Origin of the sequence: Clostridium sp. AM28-20LB (genome assembly GCF_003480665.1) — a bacterium.
Classification (GTDB): Bacteria; Bacillota; Clostridia; order Lachnospirales; family Lachnospiraceae; genus Otoolea; species Otoolea fessa.
Genome location: NZ_QUJN01000007.1, coordinates 66,316 through 88,379, shown reverse-complemented (window position 1 = coordinate 88,379; position 22,064 = coordinate 66,316). Strand labels below are relative to the sequence as shown.

Here is a 22,064-nt window from a genome sequence, read left to right as displayed (position 1 = left end):
GGAGTGTATCTGGAAGCTTCCCGGCACCGCCGTTTTTATTTACGTTTTCTCTTCTTTCATCCAGACTATACAGTCGGTTTTGGAATTGCACCAAATCATGCGCCATGCGCTCGCGGACTTTACCGCCGGTCGGGAATTACACCCTGCCCTGAAGATATCGTTATTTTGTTGTCATTCATTATCTGTATTGCATTATAGATCCAGAGGATCCGTTTGTCAATCTACTATTTTTATCATTTATTGATTGATGACAGCGTTATCTGAGTTACCGTTCAATTTAGCGCGCTCTACACAGCGCCCCATAATGCGCCCAATCAAAAGAAGATACACGATCACCGACACCGTCGTTCCGCCGAAATCCGATACCACTTCTGCGTAGAAAACATTTTCAACTCCCGCAAACACCGGAATCAGGAACACGCTGACCAGGTACAGCAGCTTCCGGAACATTGACAGCGAGATCGCCACCGACGGCACGCCCATTCCGGTAAATCCATCTACGACCTCATACTGGACTGCCAGTGGAATAATCCCCATCGTGTAGACCCGGATCGCCCAAACGGTCAGTTCCACATAGGACTCATTGCGCGTAAAGAGATACACAAAATACTGCGCCAGCGTCCGTGAAAACAGGAACATGATGCTGCACTGCACCACCGCCAGCAATGTGATATACTTCTGTGCGCTCCGGATCCGATCCGGGCGTCCCGCGCCGAAATTGAAGCCCAGGATCGCCCCCGTTCCCGATGTAATGCCTCCGAGCGGCATCGTCACGATCAGCATAAAGCTCTGCACGATTGTCGTACAGGTCAAAAGCATGTCCGCCTCCGCGCCGCCATGCATCTGAATTACCGTATTGAGCGAAATGATCAGCACATTGTCAAATGCAATAATTAAAAATGGCGACAGTCCCATCAGCGCAATCTTACAGACTGTCTTCACCTGCGGACATTCAAATTCAAGCCGCAGAAGCACGCGATTTCCTCGCAGGAAACGAAGGACAAAGACCGCCGACGCAAACTGTGACAGAACCGTGGCAAACGCCGCCCCCGCCACGCCCATGTCAAACACAAAAATAAACACTGGATCCAGCACAATATTCGTTACCGCACCGAGCGCCACCGAAATCATTCCGATCCGCGCAAATCCCTGGCAGATAATAAACTGGTTCATTCCGATCGAAAGCAGCGCAAAGACCGTTCCCAGCAGATAGATCGTAAAGTACGATTCCGCATACGGCAGAATCGCCTCACTCGCACCAAACCGCGTCAAAATTTCTCGTTTAAATACAAACAGAACCAACGTCAGAACCGACGACAGCCCGACAATCATCCAGAAGCTGTTTGCCAGAATCTTTTTCGCTTTCTCATCCTGCCCCTCGCCCATACGGATGCTCATGAGCGGCGAGCCGCCCAGACCGACCAGATAGGCAAACGCGGAGATCAGCGTCACAATCGGTCCGCTGACGCCGACGCCCGCAAGCGCCGTCTCCCCGATCACCGGGATATTTCCAATATAGATTCGATCGACCACGCTGTAGAGCACATTGATAAACTGCGCCAGCATCGAAGGAATCGCCAGGCGGAGCACCAGCTGACAGATATCGTCCCTCCCCAAATCATTTTCTATCTTCATATGTACCCCACCTCCTCTGTCCTTTATACCGTCTGCCCGCCAAAATGTCAATGAGATATTCCTGATAAAAATTACCCCTTTTTTGTACAGTAAAAAGCGCCGGCACTGCAAGCAGGTCCGGCGCTTTTTACCCAATATCGGTTGCTGGTTGTCAACCGATACCGAAAAGATCCCAGCAGAAAATCTTGGACAGTTCGTAACGGAGTGTAATGCATCAAGGAATTTCGAGTAACTTGATTTGTTTTTGTTCGTCTCTGTCCGCGTTCTTCCGCGCGGGAATGATTTTCATCCGTTCAATAAGTTAATGCGCTGCATACGCATTTTATTGCACGTTAATCAAAAAAATTTTAAAAACTTTTTTTGATATAGACTATTTTATTATGAAAACCTGTTTTCGTCAAGTTTTCAGGGGTTAAATTATTACAAGTTGTTACAGGAAAATGTATTTGAGAACGAAGAGTACCGCCAGCACATACATAAGCGGAGTGATCTTCTTTGCTTTTCCTGCTGCCACATTCAAAAGCACATAAGAGATAATTCCCATGGAAATACCCTCGGAAATGCTGTAGAACAACGGCATGGCAATGATTGCCAGATATGCCGGGATTGCCTCGGTGATATTGTCCTCATCGAAACGAATTTCGGTTACAGTTCCCACCATCAGGAAGCCAACCATGATTAATGCCGGAGCCGTCGCAAAGGACGGGATCGCCGTAAAAATCGGTGCAAACAGGGTGGAAAGCAGGAACAGGAGTGCCGATACCAGGGCAGTCAGACCGGTACGTCCTCCGACTGCAACACCCGATGCAGACTCAACGAAGGTAGTCGTTGTGGAAGTACCTAATACCGCACCAAAGGAAGTTGCGATCGCATCTGCCATCAGCGCCGGACGGATACCCGGAAGACGGCCTTCCTCGTCCAGCATGTCTGCCTTGGTTGCTACACCAATTAATGTACCAAGTGTATCAAAAATATCTACAAACAGGAATGAGAAAATAACTACGATAAAATTGATAATTCCAACTGCATCGAAGTCAACGGTAAAGCATTTACCAAATGTCTCTCCCAGTTTGGAGAAATCGGTGATTCCCAGGGTTGGGAACAGGGTGTAGAAACCATTCTCTACGTCCGGTGTGTAAATGCCGGTTACCTGGCACAGCATACCGAGAATCCAGGTTCCCAGAATGCCGTACAGAATCGCGCCCTTTACACGGTAGGTGTATAAAACCGCCATGATAAACAGACCGATCAGCGCCAGCAGCGCGCAGATACCTGCGGTATGGAAATTTTCCGGGAAGCTGATGATCGTTACCAGTGTGGAAGAGTCTACTGAAAGTCCCGCATTCTGAAGACCGATAAATGCGATGAACAGACCGATACCGACGGACACACCGCGCTTTAAAGTCAACGGAATCGCATTGAAGATCGCTTCGCGCACGTTTGTCAGAGACAGCACGATGAAGATCAGACCCTCTGCAAATACAGCCAGCAGTGCAACATGCCAGCTATAGCCATAGCCCGCGCACACCGTATACGCCATATACGCGTTGAGCCCCATGCCTGCGGACAGAACGAACGGCAGGTTCGCCATAAATGCCATGCAGGCAGTACCGATGAATGATGCCAGAGCCGTAGCCAGAAGCACCGCAGTCGGGTCCATGCCGGTCGATCCGAGGATGCTCGGATTAACTGCCAGAATGTACGCCATCGTCATAAAGGTCGTAATTCCAGCCATGACTTCCGTCTTTACGGTCGTCTGATGCTCGGATAGCTTAAATACTTTTTCAAACATCTTTTCTTCTCCTTGTGTTTTTCATTCTATGATTCAACCGCTACAAAATCTCATGAAGCGGACGGCGCACCTTTTTGCGGGTGATCTCCACCAGCCCAAGCCGCGTCATATCCACCAGGATCGTTTTGACCGGGTCACGGGAAAGCTCTTCCCCGAGCGTCCGCATCAGCGTCTCCTGATCTTCTTTCGATTCCATATCGATAAAATCCACAATAATAATACCGGAAAGATTCCGCAGGGAAAGCTGGCGCGCCACCTCATGCGCCGCCTCCAGATTAATCTTAAGAATGGTCTCCGCCGGTGTCTTCTTGCCGGTGTATTTCCCCGTATTGACATCGATAACTGTCAACGCTTCCGTAGGTTCAATCACAAGATATCCACCGGATTTCATCCAGACACGGCGATCCGACGCACTTTTAAGCACCGATTCCAGGCGGTACAGCTTCATTAATGGAAGGTTCTCATCTATATATAGGGACAATTTCGGAACCGCCTGTTTTATGCTTTCATTTTTATCTGCCTGGGTCTGATTTTCTTTTTGTTCCTTGTCCTCTTCCTTCTCTTCCTCCAGCCATGCCTCAATCTTCTTCGCATACTCCGGCACATCTGTGATGATCTCCGAAAGGGTTCCTTTCTTCGCATCCCTAAGACTCTGGATATAGGGCGGCGTACCCTGCTCTAAAAGGCTGTAACAGGTGCGGCAGGCTGCCCGGGCAAAAAGTTCTTCCATCTGCTGTTTCAGCTTCTCCGTCTCGGCACAGAGTGTTTCGATGGAAGCCGACGCCCCGTTCGTCCGGACAATCAGTCCAAAACGCTCATCCTTATGTGTCAGAAGTTCCTCCCGCACCTTCTCTTTCCAGGCATTATCCTTGATTTTTGCCGAAAATCCGATCTGCGGTTTTCCAACCGTCAGAACCATATAGGTACCCGGAAAATTCAGACAGCAGGTCACGGACGGATCCTTGGTTTTCAGGGCGTCGCGGGACACCTGGACGAGAAGCTCGTCTCCAGCTTTTAGTTTCCGTGGACTTACTTTCTTCTCAGAATTTCCAGAATATCCGAATGAACATAGCTGGTTCAGCTCGTCTGTATAAAGCGGAACCAGGTTTTCCGCCAGGCTGAAATATCCGGTTTTTCCACCGCCGAGGTCAATAAACGCGGCGTTGATGTTTTTTACCACATTTTTTACCTTGCCGATGTAAATATTCCCCAGCAGGCTTTCATCGCCAGATTCCAGCGTCAGCGACCGGCAGTGCCCGTCCGAGAGGAGCGCCGTCAGGCTTCGATCCTTCCATTTTGTCACTATTAACTGATCCAAACTCTTCGTCTCCTCTCATTTTTTGCTGCCGTTCACACTTCGCGCTACCTGCAGCCGGATTTTGCTGGCGCTTCGCATTTCATCTTTTAATGAACATTGAAGCATTTACACGATCTCGCTTCCATACGCCTCAAGCGGCACATATTCCGGTGCGCCCTCGGCGCCCTCGTCCGCATACAGCTCCTCGCGCTCGACCTGAATGGCAAACGGGCGGTAGGTCAGCCCCAGGCTCTCATAGAATGCCTGCAATACCTGCTCCGGCTTTCCGTTTGCCGCACTGCCCGATAAGAGACGCAGGAAGACACAGATTCCTTCCGCCTGTTTTTCCTCCTCAACCGTCTCATTTTCCAGATCCGGATACCAGTCTGCGACCATCGCCGGAACATACTCTTTCCGCTCTGCGATTCGCGCCTCACAGATCAGCGGACGCAGATCCACGGTTCTCTCGCCCTTTTTCGTCTGCTTCACAAACGGAATTGTCTCGTTTTTGCAGAATGTCAGGAATTTCCCGAAAAATTCTTCTACACTGCTGCCGTCCTCCGGTGCAAATCCCTCTTTAAACCAGAATGTGTAATCAGCAGCTGCCACCAGCGACATCGCATTCTTTGCCGTCTCCGGAAGCTCGCGGTAGCTGAGCACCTCCAGCCCCTCGGCGCTGACCTCATTTAAGCGGCGCACCATCCCGGTCGAATTTCCGCTGGAATTGACATCAATATCCACATACTCCGCATGGCTGATAAGCCCCACGCTGAGCGGAGACGCAAACGACATGATCTGGTGCGGGCTGAATCCTTCGCTATAACGGATATCCACTTCCGCCCGGCGCATCACCTTCTGGAAGTAACGCATCACGTCCAGATGACCGATAAAACGCACCGTTCCCTGTTTTTGAAATTTAATTCGTATCTTCATGACCGCTCCTTCCTCATGCCCGTTCTTCGAAACAGACTCCGCCGCCGTACTTACGGACACCACATCCCGAACAGCGCATCCGGCAGTTCGGCGTTACCGTTTCCGCCTGTGCGTTCGCCCACTCGCGTTTCAAGAAATCCTTCGTCACACCCGCGTCGATAAAATCCCACGGGAACACTTCATCAAGGCTTCGCTCACGCGTCGTATAGAAATCAATGTCCACGCCGCAGGTCTCAAACGCCTTCATCCAGATATCATTGTTGAAATACTCTGACCAGGAATCGTAGATTGCACCCTGACGGTACGCCTCTTCGATCACAGCTGCCACCCGGCGGTCGCCGCGCGCCAGAACACCTTCCAGCACGGTCACATCCGCCTCATGCCAGTTATAGCGCAGACTCTTCTTATTTAACATCTCTTTCATGCGGTGGTTGACGATGCTCGCGCGCTCCAAGAACTGCTCTTTCGTGCACATCGGCGCCCACTGGAACGGGGTAAATGGCTTCGGCACAAAGAACGAGGTGCTGGCGGTTACCTGCACCTTGCCGTGGCGCTGCTCCTTCGGAACCGTGTCATAGTACACTTCCGCCACCTTCTCCGAAAGCTCGGCAATGCCCTGCATATCTTCCACGGTCTCAGTCGGAAGTCCCAGCATGAAGTAGAGCTTTACGCGGTTCCAGCCGCCCTTGAACGCCTCGGCAGAACCATTTAAAATGTTTTCCTCGGTCAGACCCTTGTTGATAACGTTACGCAGACGCTGGGATCCCGCCTCCGGTGCAAAGGTCAAGCTGCTCTTCTTCACGTCCTGCACCTTGCTCATGACATCGAGGGAAAATGCGTCAATACGCAGGGACGGCAGAGACACATTGACGCCCTTTCCGTCAAACTCGTCGATCAGAAAATTGACGATTCCCTCCAGCTTCGTGTAATCACTGGAGCTCAGCGAACTCAGCGAAATTTCCTCATGTCCGGTGCTCTTTAGCATCGTCCGCGCCAGACGTTTCAGTTCCTCCAGGCTGCGCTCGCGCACCGGGCGATATACCATGCCCGCCTGGCAGAAACGGCATCCACGGATACAGCCGCGCATGATCTCGAGAACCACACGGTCCTGCGTCGCGCGCAGATACGGAACCACCGGCTTCTCCGGATACCAGGTATCGCTCATATCCATGACAAGCTGCTTGGAAACGGTCTGCGGCGCGTGCGGGTTGTTCGGCGTCATCGCCTCGATCGTGCCATCCTCTTTGTACGTCACATCATAAAATCCCGGCACATAGATACCCGGAATCTGCGCCGCCTGCTCCAGAAATTCCTTCCGGCTGCCGCCGCGCGCCTTGATCTCCTTGTAACGGTCGATCAGGTCAAAATAAACCACCTCGCCCTCGCCCATATAGAAGAGATCAAAAAACGGCGCGATCGGCTCCGGATTGTAAGTACACGGACCGCCGCCGATAACGATCGGATCCTCCTCAGTGCGATCTTCTGCATGGAGCGGAATCTGTGATAATTCCAGCACCTGCAAAATATTGGTGTAGCACATTTCGTACTGGATTGTAATTCCAAGGAAGTCAAATTTTTTGATCGGATCCTGGCTTTCAACAGCAAACAGCGGGATCTTCTGCTCCCGCATGATCGGATCTAAGTCCATCCACGGGGAATAAACGCGCTCACAGTAAACGTCATCCCGGCGATTGAACATATCATAAAGAATCTGGATGCCCAGATGGGACATACCGATCTCATACACATCCGGAAAGCACATGGCAAACCGGACTGCTACCTTCGACGGATCCTTCTTCACCATATTCACCTCACCGCCAATATAACGCGCCGGCTGGGAGATCTTGAGAAGGATTTCATCACTTAATGCTAATTTTCTCATAAAATTATTTTTACCTACATTTCTCATTTTTTGCGATGTGTTCATCGCTGTTTTTTAGTTCTTTTTTTGTTCTTCTCCGTAAACGTAAAAATACAAATTCTTGTCAAGTATTTTTTTGCAGACAGTTTACATAACTTTTTTCACTCTTACAGCAAAAAATTGTTTCTGAAATACGCACAATTCTGATTTTTCATTTTTTTACGGACAAATCTGTTGCATATGTGCAGATCAGACCGCATTATTATACGGTATTTCCCGCGTTTCCGCAACAGATTCTTTCCCGAAAGAAATTTTTCGAACTCCTATCATCGAACTTTTTATCAAGTTTTCCGAATATTCATCAAATTCAGGAATCTCAAATAACATCGGCTCGATGAGCTTTGCCGTTCCCATGACCAGTACGCTTTTCAGCGCACCAAAGTCCGGGGGCTTTTCAAAGACAGCAAGACTGACATTTTTATTCCTCTCAAGTCCTATGAACTTCTCGCCGCCTTCTGTAAAAATCCAAAACTGGCCATCGTGATAGCTATATTCCAAGAGAGTACATCGCACATAGTCACCGATTCCGGCAGCTAATGCACATACTACATTGCCGTGAGGGGACCCAGAACCTCCATTTCATTAGTTCGCTTAGCGCGAACTTCTGTATTGTCTGATTCAGAACAAAAAATACCCCGTTGGTTTTGAGGTAAATTGTTATCAGCTTACCACATATATTGTTCTTTTCAAATATTCCGCAAGCATATATAACGGAACATTTGTCAGCCAGTCTTCCTGCTTATAATTTGACATACTGCTACGAATCGCCATGCCCGGCTTATATTTATCGCAAAATGCCCTCAAACTCCTGGCACGGAGATTCTGTTCTGCCTTCACCTCAATCGGAACGCAGTCTAAATCTCCCTGCAACATAAAATCTATCTCTCCAGTTGATCGTGCTGTTGCAAAATAATAAAGCGGATATCCTGCAGCGTGCAACTCCTGTGCAACATACTGTTCCGTAAGTGCCCCCTTGAATTCTTCAAAGATCCGGCTTCCCTCCAATAGAAGTCTTGCTGATAGTCCGGCCTTTGCTGTTAACAATCCCACATCGAACATGAACATTTTAAAACTGTTCATTTCCATGTACGCAATCAGTGGAATATCTGGCTTTGATACTCTATAGCTTTTCAGGATTAACCCTGCATCTTCCAACCACTGAATTGCAAGTTCAAAATCTTTTGCCCGTGCACCCTCTCGTAGTGCTCCATACATAAACTTACGATTTTCCTTAGCCAATTGGGAAGGAATCGAATTCCAGACCATCATGATGCGCGGAACAACTTCCTTTGGCGCATGTTTGCTAAAATCCTCTTCATAGTACTGCAGAAGATTGTTTTGGATCTCACGTACCTCAAATAGATCATCGGAATCAATATATGTCTGGACTACTTCTGGCATTCCGCCCACATAATAATACTTTTTTAACAAATCCGTATATTTCCCGGCATATGCATTGATCAGTTCATAATCTTGGGACCTCAACGCTTCATGCAACCCCTTTTCACCAACTGCCAAAATGAATTCATTGAAGCTCATAGGGCATAATTTTAAAAAATCAACTTTCCCAACAGGAAAGGATGTTCCCTGATGTAATGCAACACCGAGCAGGGAACCAGCTGCAATGATAGAATACTGCGGTGCATTCTCATAGAAATATTTTAAAGATGCCAGCGCCTTTGGTGCTTCCTGGATCTCATCAAAAATAATCAATGTATTTTCAGCCTGAAAACTCTTTCCGTACTCAATTTTGATTGCAGAAAGGATCCGCTTTAAGTCAAAGTCTAGGTCAAATACATCCTTCATTGCTTTATTATTATCAAAATTGATATAGACTGTATTTTCATAGAACCTGGCTCCAAATTCCTTCATAATCCAGGTTTTTCCGACCTGGCGCGCTCCTTGTATGATCAGCGGCTTTCTGTTCTTTTTATTCATCCATCGTTCCAGTTTCGTAAACAGCTCTCTTTCCATTAAGAAACCTCCTGCGCAACATATACATCCAAAAGCATCTGTATTCTATCTTAACACTTTTCAGGGCATATTTCCATTGCTAAACAGCATTTTTGCGGACATTATTTTATTATAAATCACATTTTTTCGATTAATATTATTATAATTCCAACATTTTTTCGGACATATTCATTCTTCCAGAAGCGCCCATTTGACGGCCTCCAGATAGACCGAAAGCGTTTCTTCTTTTTCGTGTTCCAGAAAATGGGGGAAGGTTCCGCTTGGAATACAGTTGATTTTTATAGCCATATGTAAAGTCTTTTTGTATTGCAAAAAGCTATATCATAGATATAAGGATTCCAATCAGTAATGCTTCCCGCACCGTCCAAAGACATCAAAAATGAGGTGTCCTATACAGCCTGATTGGGTAAAAAAATACCCCGTTGGCTTCCCAACGAGGCATCGAAGATTATAATGTTTTAATTTGATTTCTGATTTCAGAATGTAGATGCATTCTTGGATTTTTATTCACTTTACAGTCCAATCATATAAAATTATCCCTGGTATCACTCCAGGAATCACTGAATCAGAAACAGGCAGAATACACAGAAGATGAATTATTCTTCCATACAGAAAATAAAAATGGTCGTATTTTTCTCGAGACGACACCGGAAGAATATCTGATTCTAAGCGATCCGATTCATACAGATGACCATCAGAAAATCATCCAGGCTCTTTGCCGCCACATCGGTTACTGCAATGCCCACGCTCTAAATGCCGGTCATCCTTATGGTGCCATGCTTGATGTGGCAGATTTACGAAAAAATCATCTGGATACCTATGCTTATTTTTTCACAAAAGTTATAACAAAACCGAAAAATCACCCCTATCACTTAAAACCGGCCGGAACCTACGTGGTTGCTTACTTAATGGGAAATTACTATGACTCGAAAGCCACCTACGAAAAACTCTTTGATTGGACCGATGAACACAAGTTTAAAACCGGCAAATACTCTTATAAAGAGGCTGTGATCGACGAATTGGCCACAGCCTCTCCCAGTGAATATCTGACGAAAATATCGATACAAGTGTTTTAACCCTGCCGCTTCATCGCGTTTCCTCCGCACTGCCTTTACATTTCTCATAAGCAAATAGCGCCGCTCCCAGCGCACCGCAGAGCTGCGCCTCATCACAGATATAAAGTTTAGCACCAAGCTTCTCTTCCAATGCCTGGATGATACCCTGGTTCTTCGCCACACCGCCGGTCATCATATATTCGCCTGGATGATCCTTTCCAAGGCGGGCTGCCAACGCGCCGACTTTTGAGGCAACTGACACATTTAAACCGTGGATAATATCTGCCACATCCTTATTCTGTGCCACCAGCGACACGACCTCCGACTCTGCAAACACCGTACACATGCTGGAAATCACGATATTATGCTTCCATTCCAGCCCTTTCACACTCATTTCCTCCAGGGAAAGTCCCAGCGTTTTCGCCATCATTTCCAGAAAACGTCCCGTTCCGGCGGCACATTTGTCATTCATCAGGAAATTTTTCACGGCTCCCTGTCCGTCGATGCTGATCGCCTTGATATCCTGCCCGCCAATGTCGATGATAGTGCGGACATTCGGATTCAGATAATTTGCGCCCTTGGCATGACAGGTAATCTCCGTGATGCTGTCATCCCCGCTGTCAATGTAGGATCGTCCATATCCGGTCGTATCGATCCGCACGATCTCCTCTTTCTTAATTCCCGCTTTCTCAATCGCCAGATCCAGACTCTTCTCGGCGCTCATCATCGCACCGCCGCCGGTCGGAATAATCATCGTCGATTTAATTTTTCCATCCTGATCCAGTATGACCACATCCGTACTTGTCGAACCGCTGTCGATTCCCGCTACATAAAAAATGCCCGACTCCATCTTCTTTCTTGCCTCCTCACTGATACCTTTTCCCGGATCCATATCCTCTGATCCCTCGATCGTCTCCTCAAATGCCTGAATGCGCGTCAAAAGCTGCCCCGCGCTCTGGCTCGTAAAATCAGTCTCAATCTTAAGGAGCGGAACCTTGATATCCCGCTTGATACTCGCATACTCAAATCCATAATAATCACAGAACTTGATCGTGTGATAAATAATTCCTTTTAAATTCGGATCCAGATACAGACGGTTTCTGCGGATCGAACGGTTCATGCGGAAACACGGCATCTGTCCCAGCAGGACGTCCGCGTAAGAAAGAAACAGCTCCTCTTCCTCCATATTCCACATTTCATCCTGTACGACCGACAGTTTCCGACCACCCGTACAGGTCAGATTTTCCACATCCATCTGGATATTGTCCCGGATCATATCCTCCAGAATGCCGCTGACCCGCACGCCCAGCACACCAATGTACGGCTCCGTGTTCATTTCCGGCGTAATAAAGGACTTGATAAAAGCGCGTTTATCAAACACTTTCCCGGAATATGCCTCATATGCCTTTTTAAGCTTCCGGATCGTGCCCGCAAATTTCACTTTTTCACATTCATTATCATCATGCGGCAGATCCAGCATATATAAAAACTTACATTTTCCCGTGCTCTCCACGATATCGTAAACGCGCCGCATCGAATCGCAGCAGTTTACCAGCACCAGCTGTTCAACCTTTCCTTCCAGCACTGCCTGAATGACCGATTTTCCAAAGCCGCACAGATTTGCATGTGCAATCTGATCCGACTGTTCGAAATTTTCCGGCATTTCCTCCAAAACATAACATTCTTCTCCAAACCCCCGGAACAGCTCAATCGGGGTGTACTTACAGACGTAATAAATCATGCGTGTTTCTCCTCCTTGCCCTTTTCCAGCATTTCCACAAACGCCTGAAGCCGCGTCGATACCTGACCGTCGCTTGTATTGGCAGGGTTGCAGCCGTCACCGTCGAGAATCATCGTCGGAAGTCCTGTCTTTTCTAAGGACTGCTTAATCAGGCTGGATGCACCGATCGTTCCCTTACAGCCCCAGTGGGCAAATAAAACAGCACCATCCGCTTCCGTGATCCTGGCAAGCCGTTCCGCTTCCTCAACTCTCTGTTTCACACTGCCATTGTAAATGCAATAGACCATTTTCTCTGCCATCGCCTCATACGGGTCTTCCGCATGCATCTCCTGAAAACCATCTGCGATGAAATCACAAGCGCGGATGTGCATTTTCTTACTATAATTAAAAATATCCTTAACCGGCTCCTGTAAAAATGGCATGATGTGCATCCAGATTACCGAAAGACCATCTCCCCTCGGTGACATCCGCACATCGCGCAGAAGTTTTTCCGTATAGGTAACCGCCGTCTCTGAGCCAGCCATCAGATGGCACATAAAAAGCGCATACAATTCATTCGTCAGAGAGGTCACCGGGTCATGCGCACACCGCAGGGCAAGCTGTTTTTTATAATTCGCCGCCGCTTTCCGGCTGTTATCTACCGCACTCCGCACTGTTTCCTCCGAAATCCGTCTGTCCGTCGTCTCCTCCAGAAACCGTTTCAATTTCCGCAGCTGATCCGCCACATACAGAACCGATTCCCGGTTTTTCTCATACGGAACATCAATATAAAAGCCTGGACATTCAAATTTATCCTTTAAATACGGAAACGTCATCATATTTCCATCACACGCAAGGTTCGTATAAATCATGCAGTTCGGTTTTGGCAGAATCCCCGTCAGCGCCGCCCCCAGAAACACCCTGTGGTACGAACACATCGTCTCCGGAAATCCTTCTTCCTCCGTTTTCCGAAGAAACGTCTGCTCACACTTCGTTCCCGCCATAAAACAGGACATCGCCTCCACTGAGTACGGCGTCAGCCCTGCCGCCATCACCAGCTCTCCCGGCACAAATATGCTGACCATCGCCGCATTCTCCGGTTCCGACAGCGACTGAATGATATTTTTCATAACCACCCGCGCCACATACTGTCCCGACGACGGCAGTCCCCGATCCGGCAAAAACTGAAGCTTCTTTTCCTGCAGGCGGTATCCCGCAAGAAGCAGCCGACGCGCTTTTTCCGGATCCTTAAGCGCCTGGCTGCTCACCCTATTTCCAAATTTTTCAATTACATCCATTGTTCTTTCTTCCATTCTTTTAAGTTCATTTTTCTGTCATATCGCCCTGATGCAGATGGATATGGTTCCGCGCCTTTGCAGACAAACGGGCATTCTTTATTATAGTCAGTTGGATGGGAATTGTAAATATATCGGATATGAAACGCGAAACAGAGGGGGGAAGAACTTTACGCCTTTTCAAAAAGAATGGGCTTTCACTTAGCAAAATATATTTGCTAATGTGACAAGCCCATTCTTATTCTTTAAAATCTACCATTTATTCTATTCTTGTTAACTCTCATCGATTACAGAGAAATCAATCTTTAAATTTTCATAAATGCACGCTGACACAATATCGGAAAACGTATATTCACCCATGTCATTCTGTTCGAAATTATATACCATAATCCGGTTTTTACTTTTATCTACAATCCAATACTCCTTTACACCTGCCGCCCTGTATTTAAACAGCTTAATCATATAATCGATTCGCTGACTTCCCGGTGTAACCACTTCAATAATCCAATCAGGTGCTCCCAGACACCCCCTATCATTTAACTTGGACGAATCACATATCACACTGATATCCGGTTCCACATAGGTTCGATCATCCTGATTTAAAAAGACAGCAAACGGCGCCACATAAGTTTTGCAGGAACCATTTTCCTTCTTGATATAATCCCTTATAACCCCAAACAGTTCTCCCACTATCTCCTGATGCACCCGGCTGGGCGACGCCCTCATATAAAGAGAACCATCAATTAATTCGGCGCGTGCGCCTTCGGGAAGATTGTATATATCTTCTATGGTATAAGATTTTTGGTTGGCTAATGGCATTGTTTTCCTCCTGGATTTATCCTCATAAGGAGAATGATACTATCATTTTTCAGGCATTTAATCGCCCTATGATTGGACATTGCACATATCTTTTTTATGACTTAGAATCTCTACTATATTCTTAAAAATGCTTTCGATTTTCACGAACTTACATGGTTCTCAAACAATCCAACGATAAACGCTAAACATTCCATAGTTTTAGATCCTTACAAACTTACATGGTTCTCAAACTCTGGTATCTGGTAATGATTCATCATTGATGTTTTAGATCCTTACAAACTTACATGGTTCTCAAACCAAAGGCTGTAGGACTGTCTAGGAGTGCTCGTTTTAGATCCTTACAAACTTACATGGTTCTCAAACAAAGATTCTGCGTATTTTCCTAACTTTATCGTTTTAGATCCTTACAAACTTACATGGTTCTCAAACACCCCAAACCTTTGTAACAATCCCAGCAAAGTTTTAGATCCTTACAAACTTACATGGTTCTCAAACTTATGTTGCGTGATTGGCTAAGTGCTAAAAGTTTTAGATCCTTACAAACTTACATGGTTCTCAAACTTCTTACTTGTAGAGCTATTGTAGAAAATGTTTTAGATCCTTACAAACTTACATGGTTCTCAAACTTACGTCGGTGGCGTAGCCGCCGTTTTTAAGTTTTAGATCCTTACAAACTTACATGGTTCTCAAACACGATACATGACGCCTTCGTCGAATTCCTCGTTTTAGATCCTTACAAACTTACATGGTTCTCAAACGTGCTGTGTATTATTATCTTGTGTATTTTGGTTTTAGATCCTTACAAACTTACATGGTTCTCAAACTAGCTAATGATGTTTTAGTAGTAAAAGAAGTTTTAGATCCTTACAAACTTACATGGTTCTCAAACAATTTACATCTACATGGCAAGTAAAATCAGTTTTAGATCCTTACAAACTTACATGGTTCTCAAACAAGTGGCGGGAAAGTGACGAAAAAGAGTTAGTTTTAGATCCTTACAAACTTACATGGTTCTCAAACCTATACTTTGCTATACTCTGCAATCGACAGTTTTAGATCCTTACAAACTTACATGGTTCTCAAACTACCGTCTTACCTTTTTTATTCCGAACGAGTTTTAGATCCTTACAAACTTACATGGTTCTCAAACCTGCTGGAACGGAGAGAGCGGCAGGACGCTGTTTTAGATCCTTACAAACTTACATGGTTCTCAAACTGCAAGGACAGGTTTATTCAGCAAAAGCATGTTTTAGATCCTTACAAACTTACATGGTTCTCAAACGTGCTGGGTGACATATTAATCCCCCTATGGGTTTTAGATCCTTACAAACTTACATGGTTCTCAAACCACTTGTAGGAGGACTGTTTGATTCGGCAGGTTTTAGATCCTTACAAACTTACATGGTTCTCAAACCTCAAATTTAAAAATTTTACGGTTCTCACCGAACTTTTACATACTGACATATGCTGTAAGCCTATATTTCTAATACCACGTTGTATATTTTACCACTTAAAACTCAATCAGGCAATCCTGCTCATCCAATATATGATAATCTTCACAGTTCAACCGTTCTTTTTGTGAAGATTCTACTAACAAAACATTTATTTTATAATAAAATACTGTTTTATACAGTTCCTTCACCTGGGTACTGCTCAAATAATCTTTTAGATTAACCAATACAACCAGTCTAATATTCCTCAAAAGCGCCAATATTTTCAAATACTCTGTCAATTTTTCCAACAATGAACTGAACTTATCTTCCAATTTAACATCATATATTTTAAATAATTCCACCTCGTTCAAATCTGTTACAAATTGAATTGCATACGGCAACTTTTGACTAATATCATTCAAATAACGCACTGTTTCCGTATTCAGCATACTCTTTGAAAGAAAGTATTCTTCCTGTGAAATCATATGCATTTCCTGATAAAGTTTATTTAAATTTTTCCGATTATTTATCTCAAATGAAAATGGATTTACTACAATTTCTGTACACTTATCTAAATTCATTTCCTTTTGATCTGCTAGTAGAAACTGCCCTTCTTCCCCAGAAATCTGAGCAAACAATTCCCCCACCAGTTCCGCAAATGTTTCTGCACGCTCCAGAACCAATACCTGTACTTTATTTTCATGAAAATCAATTTTCAACTGATACGGCGCATGAACTAACTTCATAAAATTATCAGCCTTTCATCACCATCTAATACTTCTGATTTCGATTCACCTACGATATACTCCATTTTGGAATATTGCTTTTCTGTCACTTTCAACATTTGAACCAATCCAGCTTGTGGTTTGTTTTTCTTTATATTTTCTACAATGCCATCTGCAACCACTGAATTCTGTGCAATTTTACAGTATACAGATTCCTGAAGCATGAGGAATCCATTTAAAATCAAAAATTTCCGAAATTTCCGATATTCTCTTCGATCTGTATCTGTAATAACCGGAAGATCAAACATCACTAAAATTCTCATATACCTATAACTCATTTGTATAAAACCGAATCAAAGAAACATCTTGTTCCTCTAATGCATCAAATATACTGCGGCAATATATTTTAACCGCTTGGCTAACTAATTCTCTTTTTTTATTAATAACAACTTCCTGATTACAGATATTCACTAATTCCATCTTCTGTTCATGTTCAAATACGTCTAATTTCATTCGATATACTTTCCGGTCAATCAAAATTCGAAACGGCTCCATTAAGTCAGAAGCCAGATTAAACGGATTGAACATATTATCATGAAATAAACCTAATTGTGTCAAATACCCATTTGACACAATTTCCCGATTAAACAGGGATAGAATAATACTATATCCATAATTCAATGCTGCATTGATATTGTTTTCTGCCGTTCTGGTAAAATTTTTTCCGAAAACAGCATTAAAATATACTTTTGCAGCATGACCCTCTCTATTTGTTGTATCACCAAATGTTATCTCATTCAGATAACTATAAAGCAGCTCACTTTCTTTCCGCCTTAACTCCTGTAAAAATTCTGCCTGCTTATGTATCTTTTCATATACAATTTCAGTCCATATAGTGGTTTTCCTTTCATCCGTCCAACTCATCTGCTTCTTTATCTTTGCACTAGAATTATGTGCCCCATAATAAGGAATTAACTCTGAAATTGGATTCCGTTTTTCATCACAAAATATCACTTTAATTTTATGCTTTACCAATTCGGATAATAACGCTGCTGTAATCGATACAGATGTTGACTCAACCATCAGCATTCCAATTTCTCCCAAATGAATTTTTGTTGTAACATCCTTTCGTACTACCATGTAGCCAAGCTGGTAATCCAGCTTGGCATTGGATGATATTACAACAGTACGCCAACTCATATTTTTAGTAAATCAATCTCTTGTTGGAATAAACCTGTTGGAGATTGACTTATTAGCACTAATTCACTTGCTCCCATAATTTTCTTGTTCATAGCCACTTTTCCTGCCTGTGAACTACCTCCTAATTCTCTCAAATCAATAATATCTCCTGTCCTAAAATATTCTACTAGTGCCTTCAATATTCTACACTGCTTTTCCAATGATAATGTTAAAAATTCATTTCTTTTTCCAATAATAGAATTTTTCATTGCACCACTTTGATTCTGATAAATTGAATTCTGATATTTTATAATAAATTTATCATACATTGCATTGTTTCTAGTTTTTGTCAAAATCACATTTTTATTTTTGTCCACTTCTTCATAATATGTTTTTTCTATAGCTTTTTCTATCTTTTTTATATAACATGTTTCTTCTTCTGAATATGCCATCTGTGTCGCATTTTTCAATACAATCTGTTCCACTGATTTTCCTCCGAGATAATAGTAATACCCATTATATCGCACTAACGACTCTCTCGGAATAAACTTCTTACAAATGCGAAGTTCTATTATTTCTTTTCCCTTATTTTCCTCTATCAGCACCTTTTCAAAATATTTCAAAATCGCCTCATTTGTCAATTCAGACACTCGTCCCAAGTAAATTGGAATCGCCTCAAGACTTCTTATTTTTTTACCTTTTACATCATATTCCAGCAAAGTGTACCCCGAAGCTGATACAGATGTCAAACCGCCATATTTTGTAACATCCAAAAGTCTTGCATCATTCATCTTAACCGGAATATATCCGCTGCCAGCAGCTTTGTTTTTATTCCAGATAGTTGCTTTCCTGGTTATTCCTCCATGTGCCTCCGCACACCTCTTAGTAACTAATGGTGTATTTTTTGCCAATATAGCCTTTACAATTTTAATACTACCTGCTTCTTTATCGGAACTTGCTATCCATGCCGTTTCATTTCCTCTTTTTACTGTCCAATCGAACATCCGGTTCATATTGTATTTATTTTCTGCATTCTGCGGATTCTTTTCTGCTTCCCGAATAAAATTCAACGGATTTTTCGTAAATTTCACATGATACGTATTTCCAACCACTATATTTAAGTATGCGTCATGTGCATGATGAAAATCATTTATACTGCGAACCTTATACAATCCATATATATGTCTGAACTCCGACACATTCGACGCTTTTGAAAATATGATATCCACATCTGGAAAAGCTTGTCCCAATATCTCTGTAATACTCTTTGTTCCCTGTCTTGTTTCCACCAATTGCCGATTGATAAAACCTGCTTTTTCCTCTTCCGAAAAGCCATACCTCCTCGTTAAACGCATATACTTTTCTTCTGATATAAAACCTCTTTCTTTCAGTTCTTTCCAGAACGGACTCATCTTTTTCTGAATATCCACCTCAATCGGAAATACATCACTTTTATGTGCATTTTTTTCCTTCTTTACCAGCACCAGATTCTGCTCTAAACTATCATCCTTCACAAAATGTCTCGGATAAATATGATCGATATCATATAAATTATCATTCATCAAATCTTCAAATCGAATAGACTCGCCCGTATACATACAGCGCCCCTTCTGCAGGTAATACAAATATAATTTTTTACTGCGGAATGCCTGCTCTGTTTTTTCATCAATCTCTTTTTTCCAGTCTATCTCCTCTTTTTTAATTGCTTTATAAAGATTCTGCAATTTCTGCTTTCGTGATTCTGTTCTCCTTCCTTTCTCCGCATCTTCGCGTGCCATCTCCACAAAAATACGTCGTGGAGCACATCCCAGCACCTTTTCAAGCTCTTTTACAATTAACAAAGTCTGCCATACCATGCGCTTAACCGGTGCTGACAGATACATTCCTTCCAAATCTTCAATCGTCCATTCAGAAAGGCTCTTCTCACACTCAAGCGTTTTTTCTCGTACTTCTTCGCTATATGTATATCGTTCACTTAAAAGCCCCATCAAATTTTCATTTGTCTCCCATAATGAACGAATCAATGTCCGAATCTCCCCTTCTTCTCTAGAAGCCCCCTCCAGTAACAGGAATTCTTTAGAAAGTCGTCCCCATCCTTCAAATTTCATACCAGTAATACGACGAATCTGCTCTTTTGACAATCTATCTCCATAAACTTCACTTAACCGTTCGCGAAGGAATTTTTTATCCTGTCCATATACTGTCCCCCAAAATATAATTTTTTCCATCATATTCTGGTTTTTACCATAATGGGCTTCTTCTCCCAAAATTCCTATAAATTTTCCTAAAGAGGACAAATAACTATGGAAACCACCATCTATTCCTGTAACTGCGTCCTTTTCGTCTTTTTCAAGCAGGCCGTTCAACTTCAGATAGTTTTCCAACTGCTTCATCGATACTTTTTTCCCAGTATGTTCAAAGACATCCTGATATATCTGCTGTTTTAATTCTACCGATATTTTTTCTCCTCTAATTTTTAAATTGTTTAATTCATTCAATACCTGAAATTTTTCATACAACAATGATTGTTTTGGCAATGCCTGCTCATCAGATAAATACGTGCAATGTTTTACCATTCTTTCTATAAAATGTTCTGCACTTGCCTTTAAATCAACCTTTTGTTCAAAATTCCATGGATACACAGTACCTTTTTCTTTTCGCTCTACCCAGCCATGTGCACATTCCTTTCCTAAATGTTGCTGCCCAAGAGGACCAACATAGTACGGGATCGTAAATGTAAACAGAGCTATTATTTTTTCTGATACACTTAATCCTGTTTCATCTCTTTCACTTAAAAATGGAAGGTATTTTTCTGCATTTTTCAAAATGACCTTCATTTCTTTTGCATGTACCTGATTTGGAATCACTCCATTAGAAGCTGTCAGTTGTTTTTGGAGAAGTGTATCCGAATCTATCTTACCCAAAAATTCCTGTACTGTAGCATCATCCTCTGGAAACCCTGTTAAAATTTTCTTTATATTTTTTAACAATTCTTCTCTGGAAGTTTTTACTGTCCTTCTCTCTATTTTACCGAAACTATTTACACTTCCAACATAGGCACTATAAGTACCATTCTTCATGATTCGAAACATTTCATCATATGCCTTATGGTCATATTGTTTAAAGACGGCTTTCAGTTTAGCCAAATCCTTTCGATGCTCTTCATAGACAGCCACCCGCGCTTCTGACAAATATGAATATCCTTTCATAATCTCCGCCAGCAAGCCAAAATCATGCATTTCTTTTGCTGTCAATATAAGTTCAAATGCATCATCCCCTATCATATTACGGACTTCCTCTGCCATTTCTTCATAATTGGACGTTCGAAATGAAAGAGAGATTTTTTTGTGTTCTTCATCAATCTTCTGCCCAAAAAGGTCTATCATTTTAGTATCAAGTCCACATATCATCTGCATGAGGCTATAAACTGGTTTATTCTTTTTATTAATCCCCATTATTTCAGATATATGTTCCAATGTTGCCTTTCTAGAGCATCCACGTGCTCCAAGTATCTGTTCTAATTTCTTTAAATCCACCGTTTCTGGAAGTTTGATTCCCTCTCCATCCGCACATACAGCTAATCTTTGATACATATCAAAAAACGATTCTAATGATTCCGAGGTTCCCAACGTTTTATTTAAAAAATGGCCTCTATGTTTAAACATATTTAACAGCGCCAGATAAATAAGACGAACATCATGAGGTTGATCTGACATGATCAGTTCTTTTCTCAGATGAAAAATTGTCTGATATTGGCTAAAATACTCTTTGTCCGTGTAATCTTTATCAGCAAATATCGCATACTTCTGTTTATTATTTTCCTGTCTATCATCAAGATAATATTTACTGTCGTCCAGGCGTGCAAAAAAATTAGCATCAACTTTTGCAATTTCATCGGCAAATAATTCTTTTAAAATTCCAATTCTAGCTACTTCCCGCTGACGTCTTCTTCGGTTAATCCTATATGCCCGCCGTTCTTCAGCTGTATTAGCACGTTCGAACAAACGAACTCCCCACAAATCTTTTCCCTTCGCCCGCATCAAACGATATTCTTTATCTGTTACAGCCCATCCGACTGAATTGGTTCCCATGTCAAGACCTAAATAGTATTCCATTTTCTCTTTCATGTACTTTATTTCCTTCTCTATACCCTTGATCTTTTTTATCCTTTATGTTACCATAAGTTTACAAACTTACATGGTGAGTGCAAATAAGGATTATCCGAAATTGTATGCCCGCATTGTGCGGCAATAAAAAGGCTCGAAAGAGTCTTTTTATTTTTGTAA

At 43.3% G+C, this 22,064-nt stretch carries 15 protein-coding genes, 1 CRISPR repeat array and 1 riboswitch; of the genes, 1 reads left to right on the top strand and 14 read right to left on the bottom strand.

Going from position 1 to position 22,064, the window contains the following annotated elements:
- Positions 1–44: 44 nt before the first annotated feature.
- Positions 45–160: riboswitch (FMN riboswitch) on the bottom strand.
- A gap of 77 nt (positions 161–237) precedes the next feature.
- The 7 genes from DW739_RS12620 to DW739_RS12590 form a co-directional block, all read right to left on the bottom strand.
- The gene (locus DW739_RS12620) at positions 238–1,635 is read right to left on the bottom strand and encodes an MATE family efflux transporter (RefSeq protein ID WP_118743158.1); all 1,398 of its coding nucleotides are present in this window, start codon (positions 1,633–1,635) and stop codon (positions 238–240) included.
- Between the two features lie 430 nt (positions 1,636–2,065).
- Positions 2,066–3,427 carry an NCS2 family permease gene (locus DW739_RS12615; protein WP_022359656.1) on the bottom strand — a complete coding sequence of 454 codons (1,362 nt, stop codon included), beginning with the start codon at positions 3,425–3,427 and terminating at the stop codon, positions 2,066–2,068.
- Positions 3,428–3,467: 40 nt separating this feature from the next.
- Positions 3,468–4,745, bottom strand: a complete 1,278-nt coding sequence (locus DW739_RS12610) for a ribonuclease E/G (protein ID WP_118743157.1) — start codon at positions 4,743–4,745, stop codon at positions 3,468–3,470.
- A 105-nt stretch (positions 4,746–4,850) separates the two neighbouring features.
- Entirely contained in the window at positions 4,851–5,657 is an 807-nt protein-coding gene (locus tag DW739_RS12605; RefSeq protein WP_118471964.1) for a TIGR03936 family radical SAM-associated protein, read from the bottom strand.
- A gap of 13 nt (positions 5,658–5,670) precedes the next feature.
- A complete protein-coding gene (locus DW739_RS12600) occupies positions 5,671–7,539 on the bottom strand; it encodes a TIGR03960 family B12-binding radical SAM protein (RefSeq protein ID WP_118743180.1) in 1,869 nt (622 codons plus the stop codon).
- A 228-nt stretch (positions 7,540–7,767) separates the two neighbouring features.
- A complete protein-coding gene (locus DW739_RS12595) occupies positions 7,768–8,091 on the bottom strand; it encodes a pyridoxamine 5'-phosphate oxidase family protein (RefSeq protein ID WP_270224132.1) in 324 nt (107 codons plus the stop codon).
- Positions 8,092–8,238: 147 nt separating this feature from the next.
- Positions 8,239–9,552 carry an ATP-binding protein gene (locus DW739_RS12590; protein ID WP_107001083.1) on the bottom strand — a complete coding sequence of 438 codons (1,314 nt, stop codon included), beginning with the start codon at positions 9,550–9,552 and terminating at the stop codon, positions 8,239–8,241.
- Between the two features lie 785 nt (positions 9,553–10,337).
- Between DW739_RS12590 and DW739_RS12585 the strand changes: the two genes are divergently transcribed.
- The gene (locus tag DW739_RS12585; RefSeq protein ID WP_147355511.1) at positions 10,338–10,628 is read left to right on the top strand and encodes a hypothetical protein; all 291 of its coding nucleotides are present in this window, start codon (positions 10,338–10,340) and stop codon (positions 10,626–10,628) included.
- Between the two features lie 10 nt (positions 10,629–10,638).
- On the opposite strand, the gene DW739_RS12580 is transcribed toward DW739_RS12585, so the two are convergent.
- From DW739_RS12580 to cas9, 7 genes are all read right to left on the bottom strand, one after another.
- On the bottom strand, positions 10,639–12,348 hold the full coding sequence (locus tag DW739_RS12580; RefSeq protein WP_118743155.1) for an acyl-CoA dehydratase activase: 1,710 nt from the start codon (positions 12,346–12,348) through the stop codon (positions 10,639–10,641).
- Positions 12,345–13,625, bottom strand: a complete 1,281-nt coding sequence (locus tag DW739_RS12575) for a 2-hydroxyacyl-CoA dehydratase family protein (RefSeq protein WP_118684663.1) — start codon at positions 13,623–13,625, stop codon at positions 12,345–12,347. The genes DW739_RS12580 and DW739_RS12575 overlap by 4 nt, the downstream gene beginning before the upstream one ends.
- 270 nt (positions 13,626–13,895) lie before the next feature.
- Positions 13,896–14,441, bottom strand: coding sequence for a Uma2 family endonuclease (locus tag DW739_RS12570; protein WP_118743154.1), 546 nt, complete (start codon positions 14,439–14,441; stop codon positions 13,896–13,898).
- Between the two features lie 129 nt (positions 14,442–14,570).
- A CRISPR array of direct repeats spans positions 14,571–15,855; the repeat unit is 36 nt; unit sequence GTTTTAGATCCTTACAAACTTACATGGTTCTCAAAC.
- Positions 15,856–15,951: 96 nt separating this feature from the next.
- Positions 15,952–16,620, bottom strand: coding sequence for a type II-A CRISPR-associated protein Csn2 (gene csn2, locus DW739_RS12565; RefSeq protein ID WP_118743153.1), 669 nt, complete (start codon positions 16,618–16,620; stop codon positions 15,952–15,954).
- Positions 16,617–16,922, bottom strand: a complete 306-nt coding sequence (cas2, locus tag DW739_RS12560) for a CRISPR-associated endonuclease Cas2 (RefSeq protein ID WP_118684667.1) — start codon at positions 16,920–16,922, stop codon at positions 16,617–16,619. The genes csn2 and cas2 overlap by 4 nt, the downstream gene beginning before the upstream one ends.
- 4 nt (positions 16,923–16,926) lie before the next feature.
- Complete coding sequence (cas1, locus tag DW739_RS12555; protein ID WP_118743152.1) at positions 16,927–17,799, bottom strand: type II CRISPR-associated endonuclease Cas1; 873 nt, start codon at positions 17,797–17,799, stop codon at positions 16,927–16,929.
- On the bottom strand, positions 17,796–21,905 hold the full coding sequence (gene cas9 / locus DW739_RS12550) for a type II CRISPR RNA-guided endonuclease Cas9 (protein WP_243023777.1): 4,110 nt from the start codon (positions 21,903–21,905) through the stop codon (positions 17,796–17,798). Before cas9 ends, cas1 begins: the two co-directional genes overlap by 4 nt.
- Positions 21,906–22,064 lie beyond the last annotated feature (159 nt).

Excerpts from the sequence above, each read along its gene's own strand:
- DW739_RS12620 (WP_118743158.1), bottom strand. The coding sequence starts at position 1,635 with ATGAAGATAGAAAATGATTTGGGGAGGGACGATATCTGTCAGCTGGTG.
- DW739_RS12615 (WP_022359656.1), bottom strand. The coding sequence starts at position 3,427 with ATGTTTGAAAAAGTATTTAAGCTATCCGAGCATCAGACGACCGTAAAG.
- DW739_RS12605 (WP_118471964.1), bottom strand. The coding sequence starts at position 5,657 with ATGAAGATACGAATTAAATTTCAAAAACAGGGAACGGTGCGTTTTATC.
- DW739_RS12600 (WP_118743180.1), bottom strand. The coding sequence starts at position 7,539 with ATGAGAAAATTAGCATTAAGTGATGAAATCCTTCTCAAGATCTCCCAG.
- DW739_RS12590 (WP_107001083.1), bottom strand. The coding sequence starts at position 9,552 with ATGGAAAGAGAGCTGTTTACGAAACTGGAACGATGGATGAATAAAAAG.
- DW739_RS12580 (WP_118743155.1), bottom strand. The coding sequence starts at position 12,348 with ATGATTTATTACGTCTGTAAGTACACCCCGATTGAGCTGTTCCGGGGG.
- DW739_RS12575 (WP_118684663.1), bottom strand. The coding sequence starts at position 13,625 with ATGGATGTAATTGAAAAATTTGGAAATAGGGTGAGCAGCCAGGCGCTT.
- DW739_RS12570 (WP_118743154.1), bottom strand. The coding sequence starts at position 14,441 with ATGCCATTAGCCAACCAAAAATCTTATACCATAGAAGATATATACAAT.
- csn2 (WP_118743153.1), bottom strand. The coding sequence starts at position 16,620 with ATGAAGTTAGTTCATGCGCCGTATCAGTTGAAAATTGATTTTCATGAA.
- cas2 (WP_118684667.1), bottom strand. The coding sequence starts at position 16,922 with ATGAGAATTTTAGTGATGTTTGATCTTCCGGTTATTACAGATACAGAT.
- cas1 (WP_118743152.1), bottom strand. The coding sequence starts at position 17,799 with ATGAGTTGGCGTACTGTTGTAATATCATCCAATGCCAAGCTGGATTAC.
- cas9 (WP_243023777.1), bottom strand. The coding sequence starts at position 21,905 with ATGAAAGAGAAAATGGAATACTATTTAGGTCTTGACATGGGAACCAAT.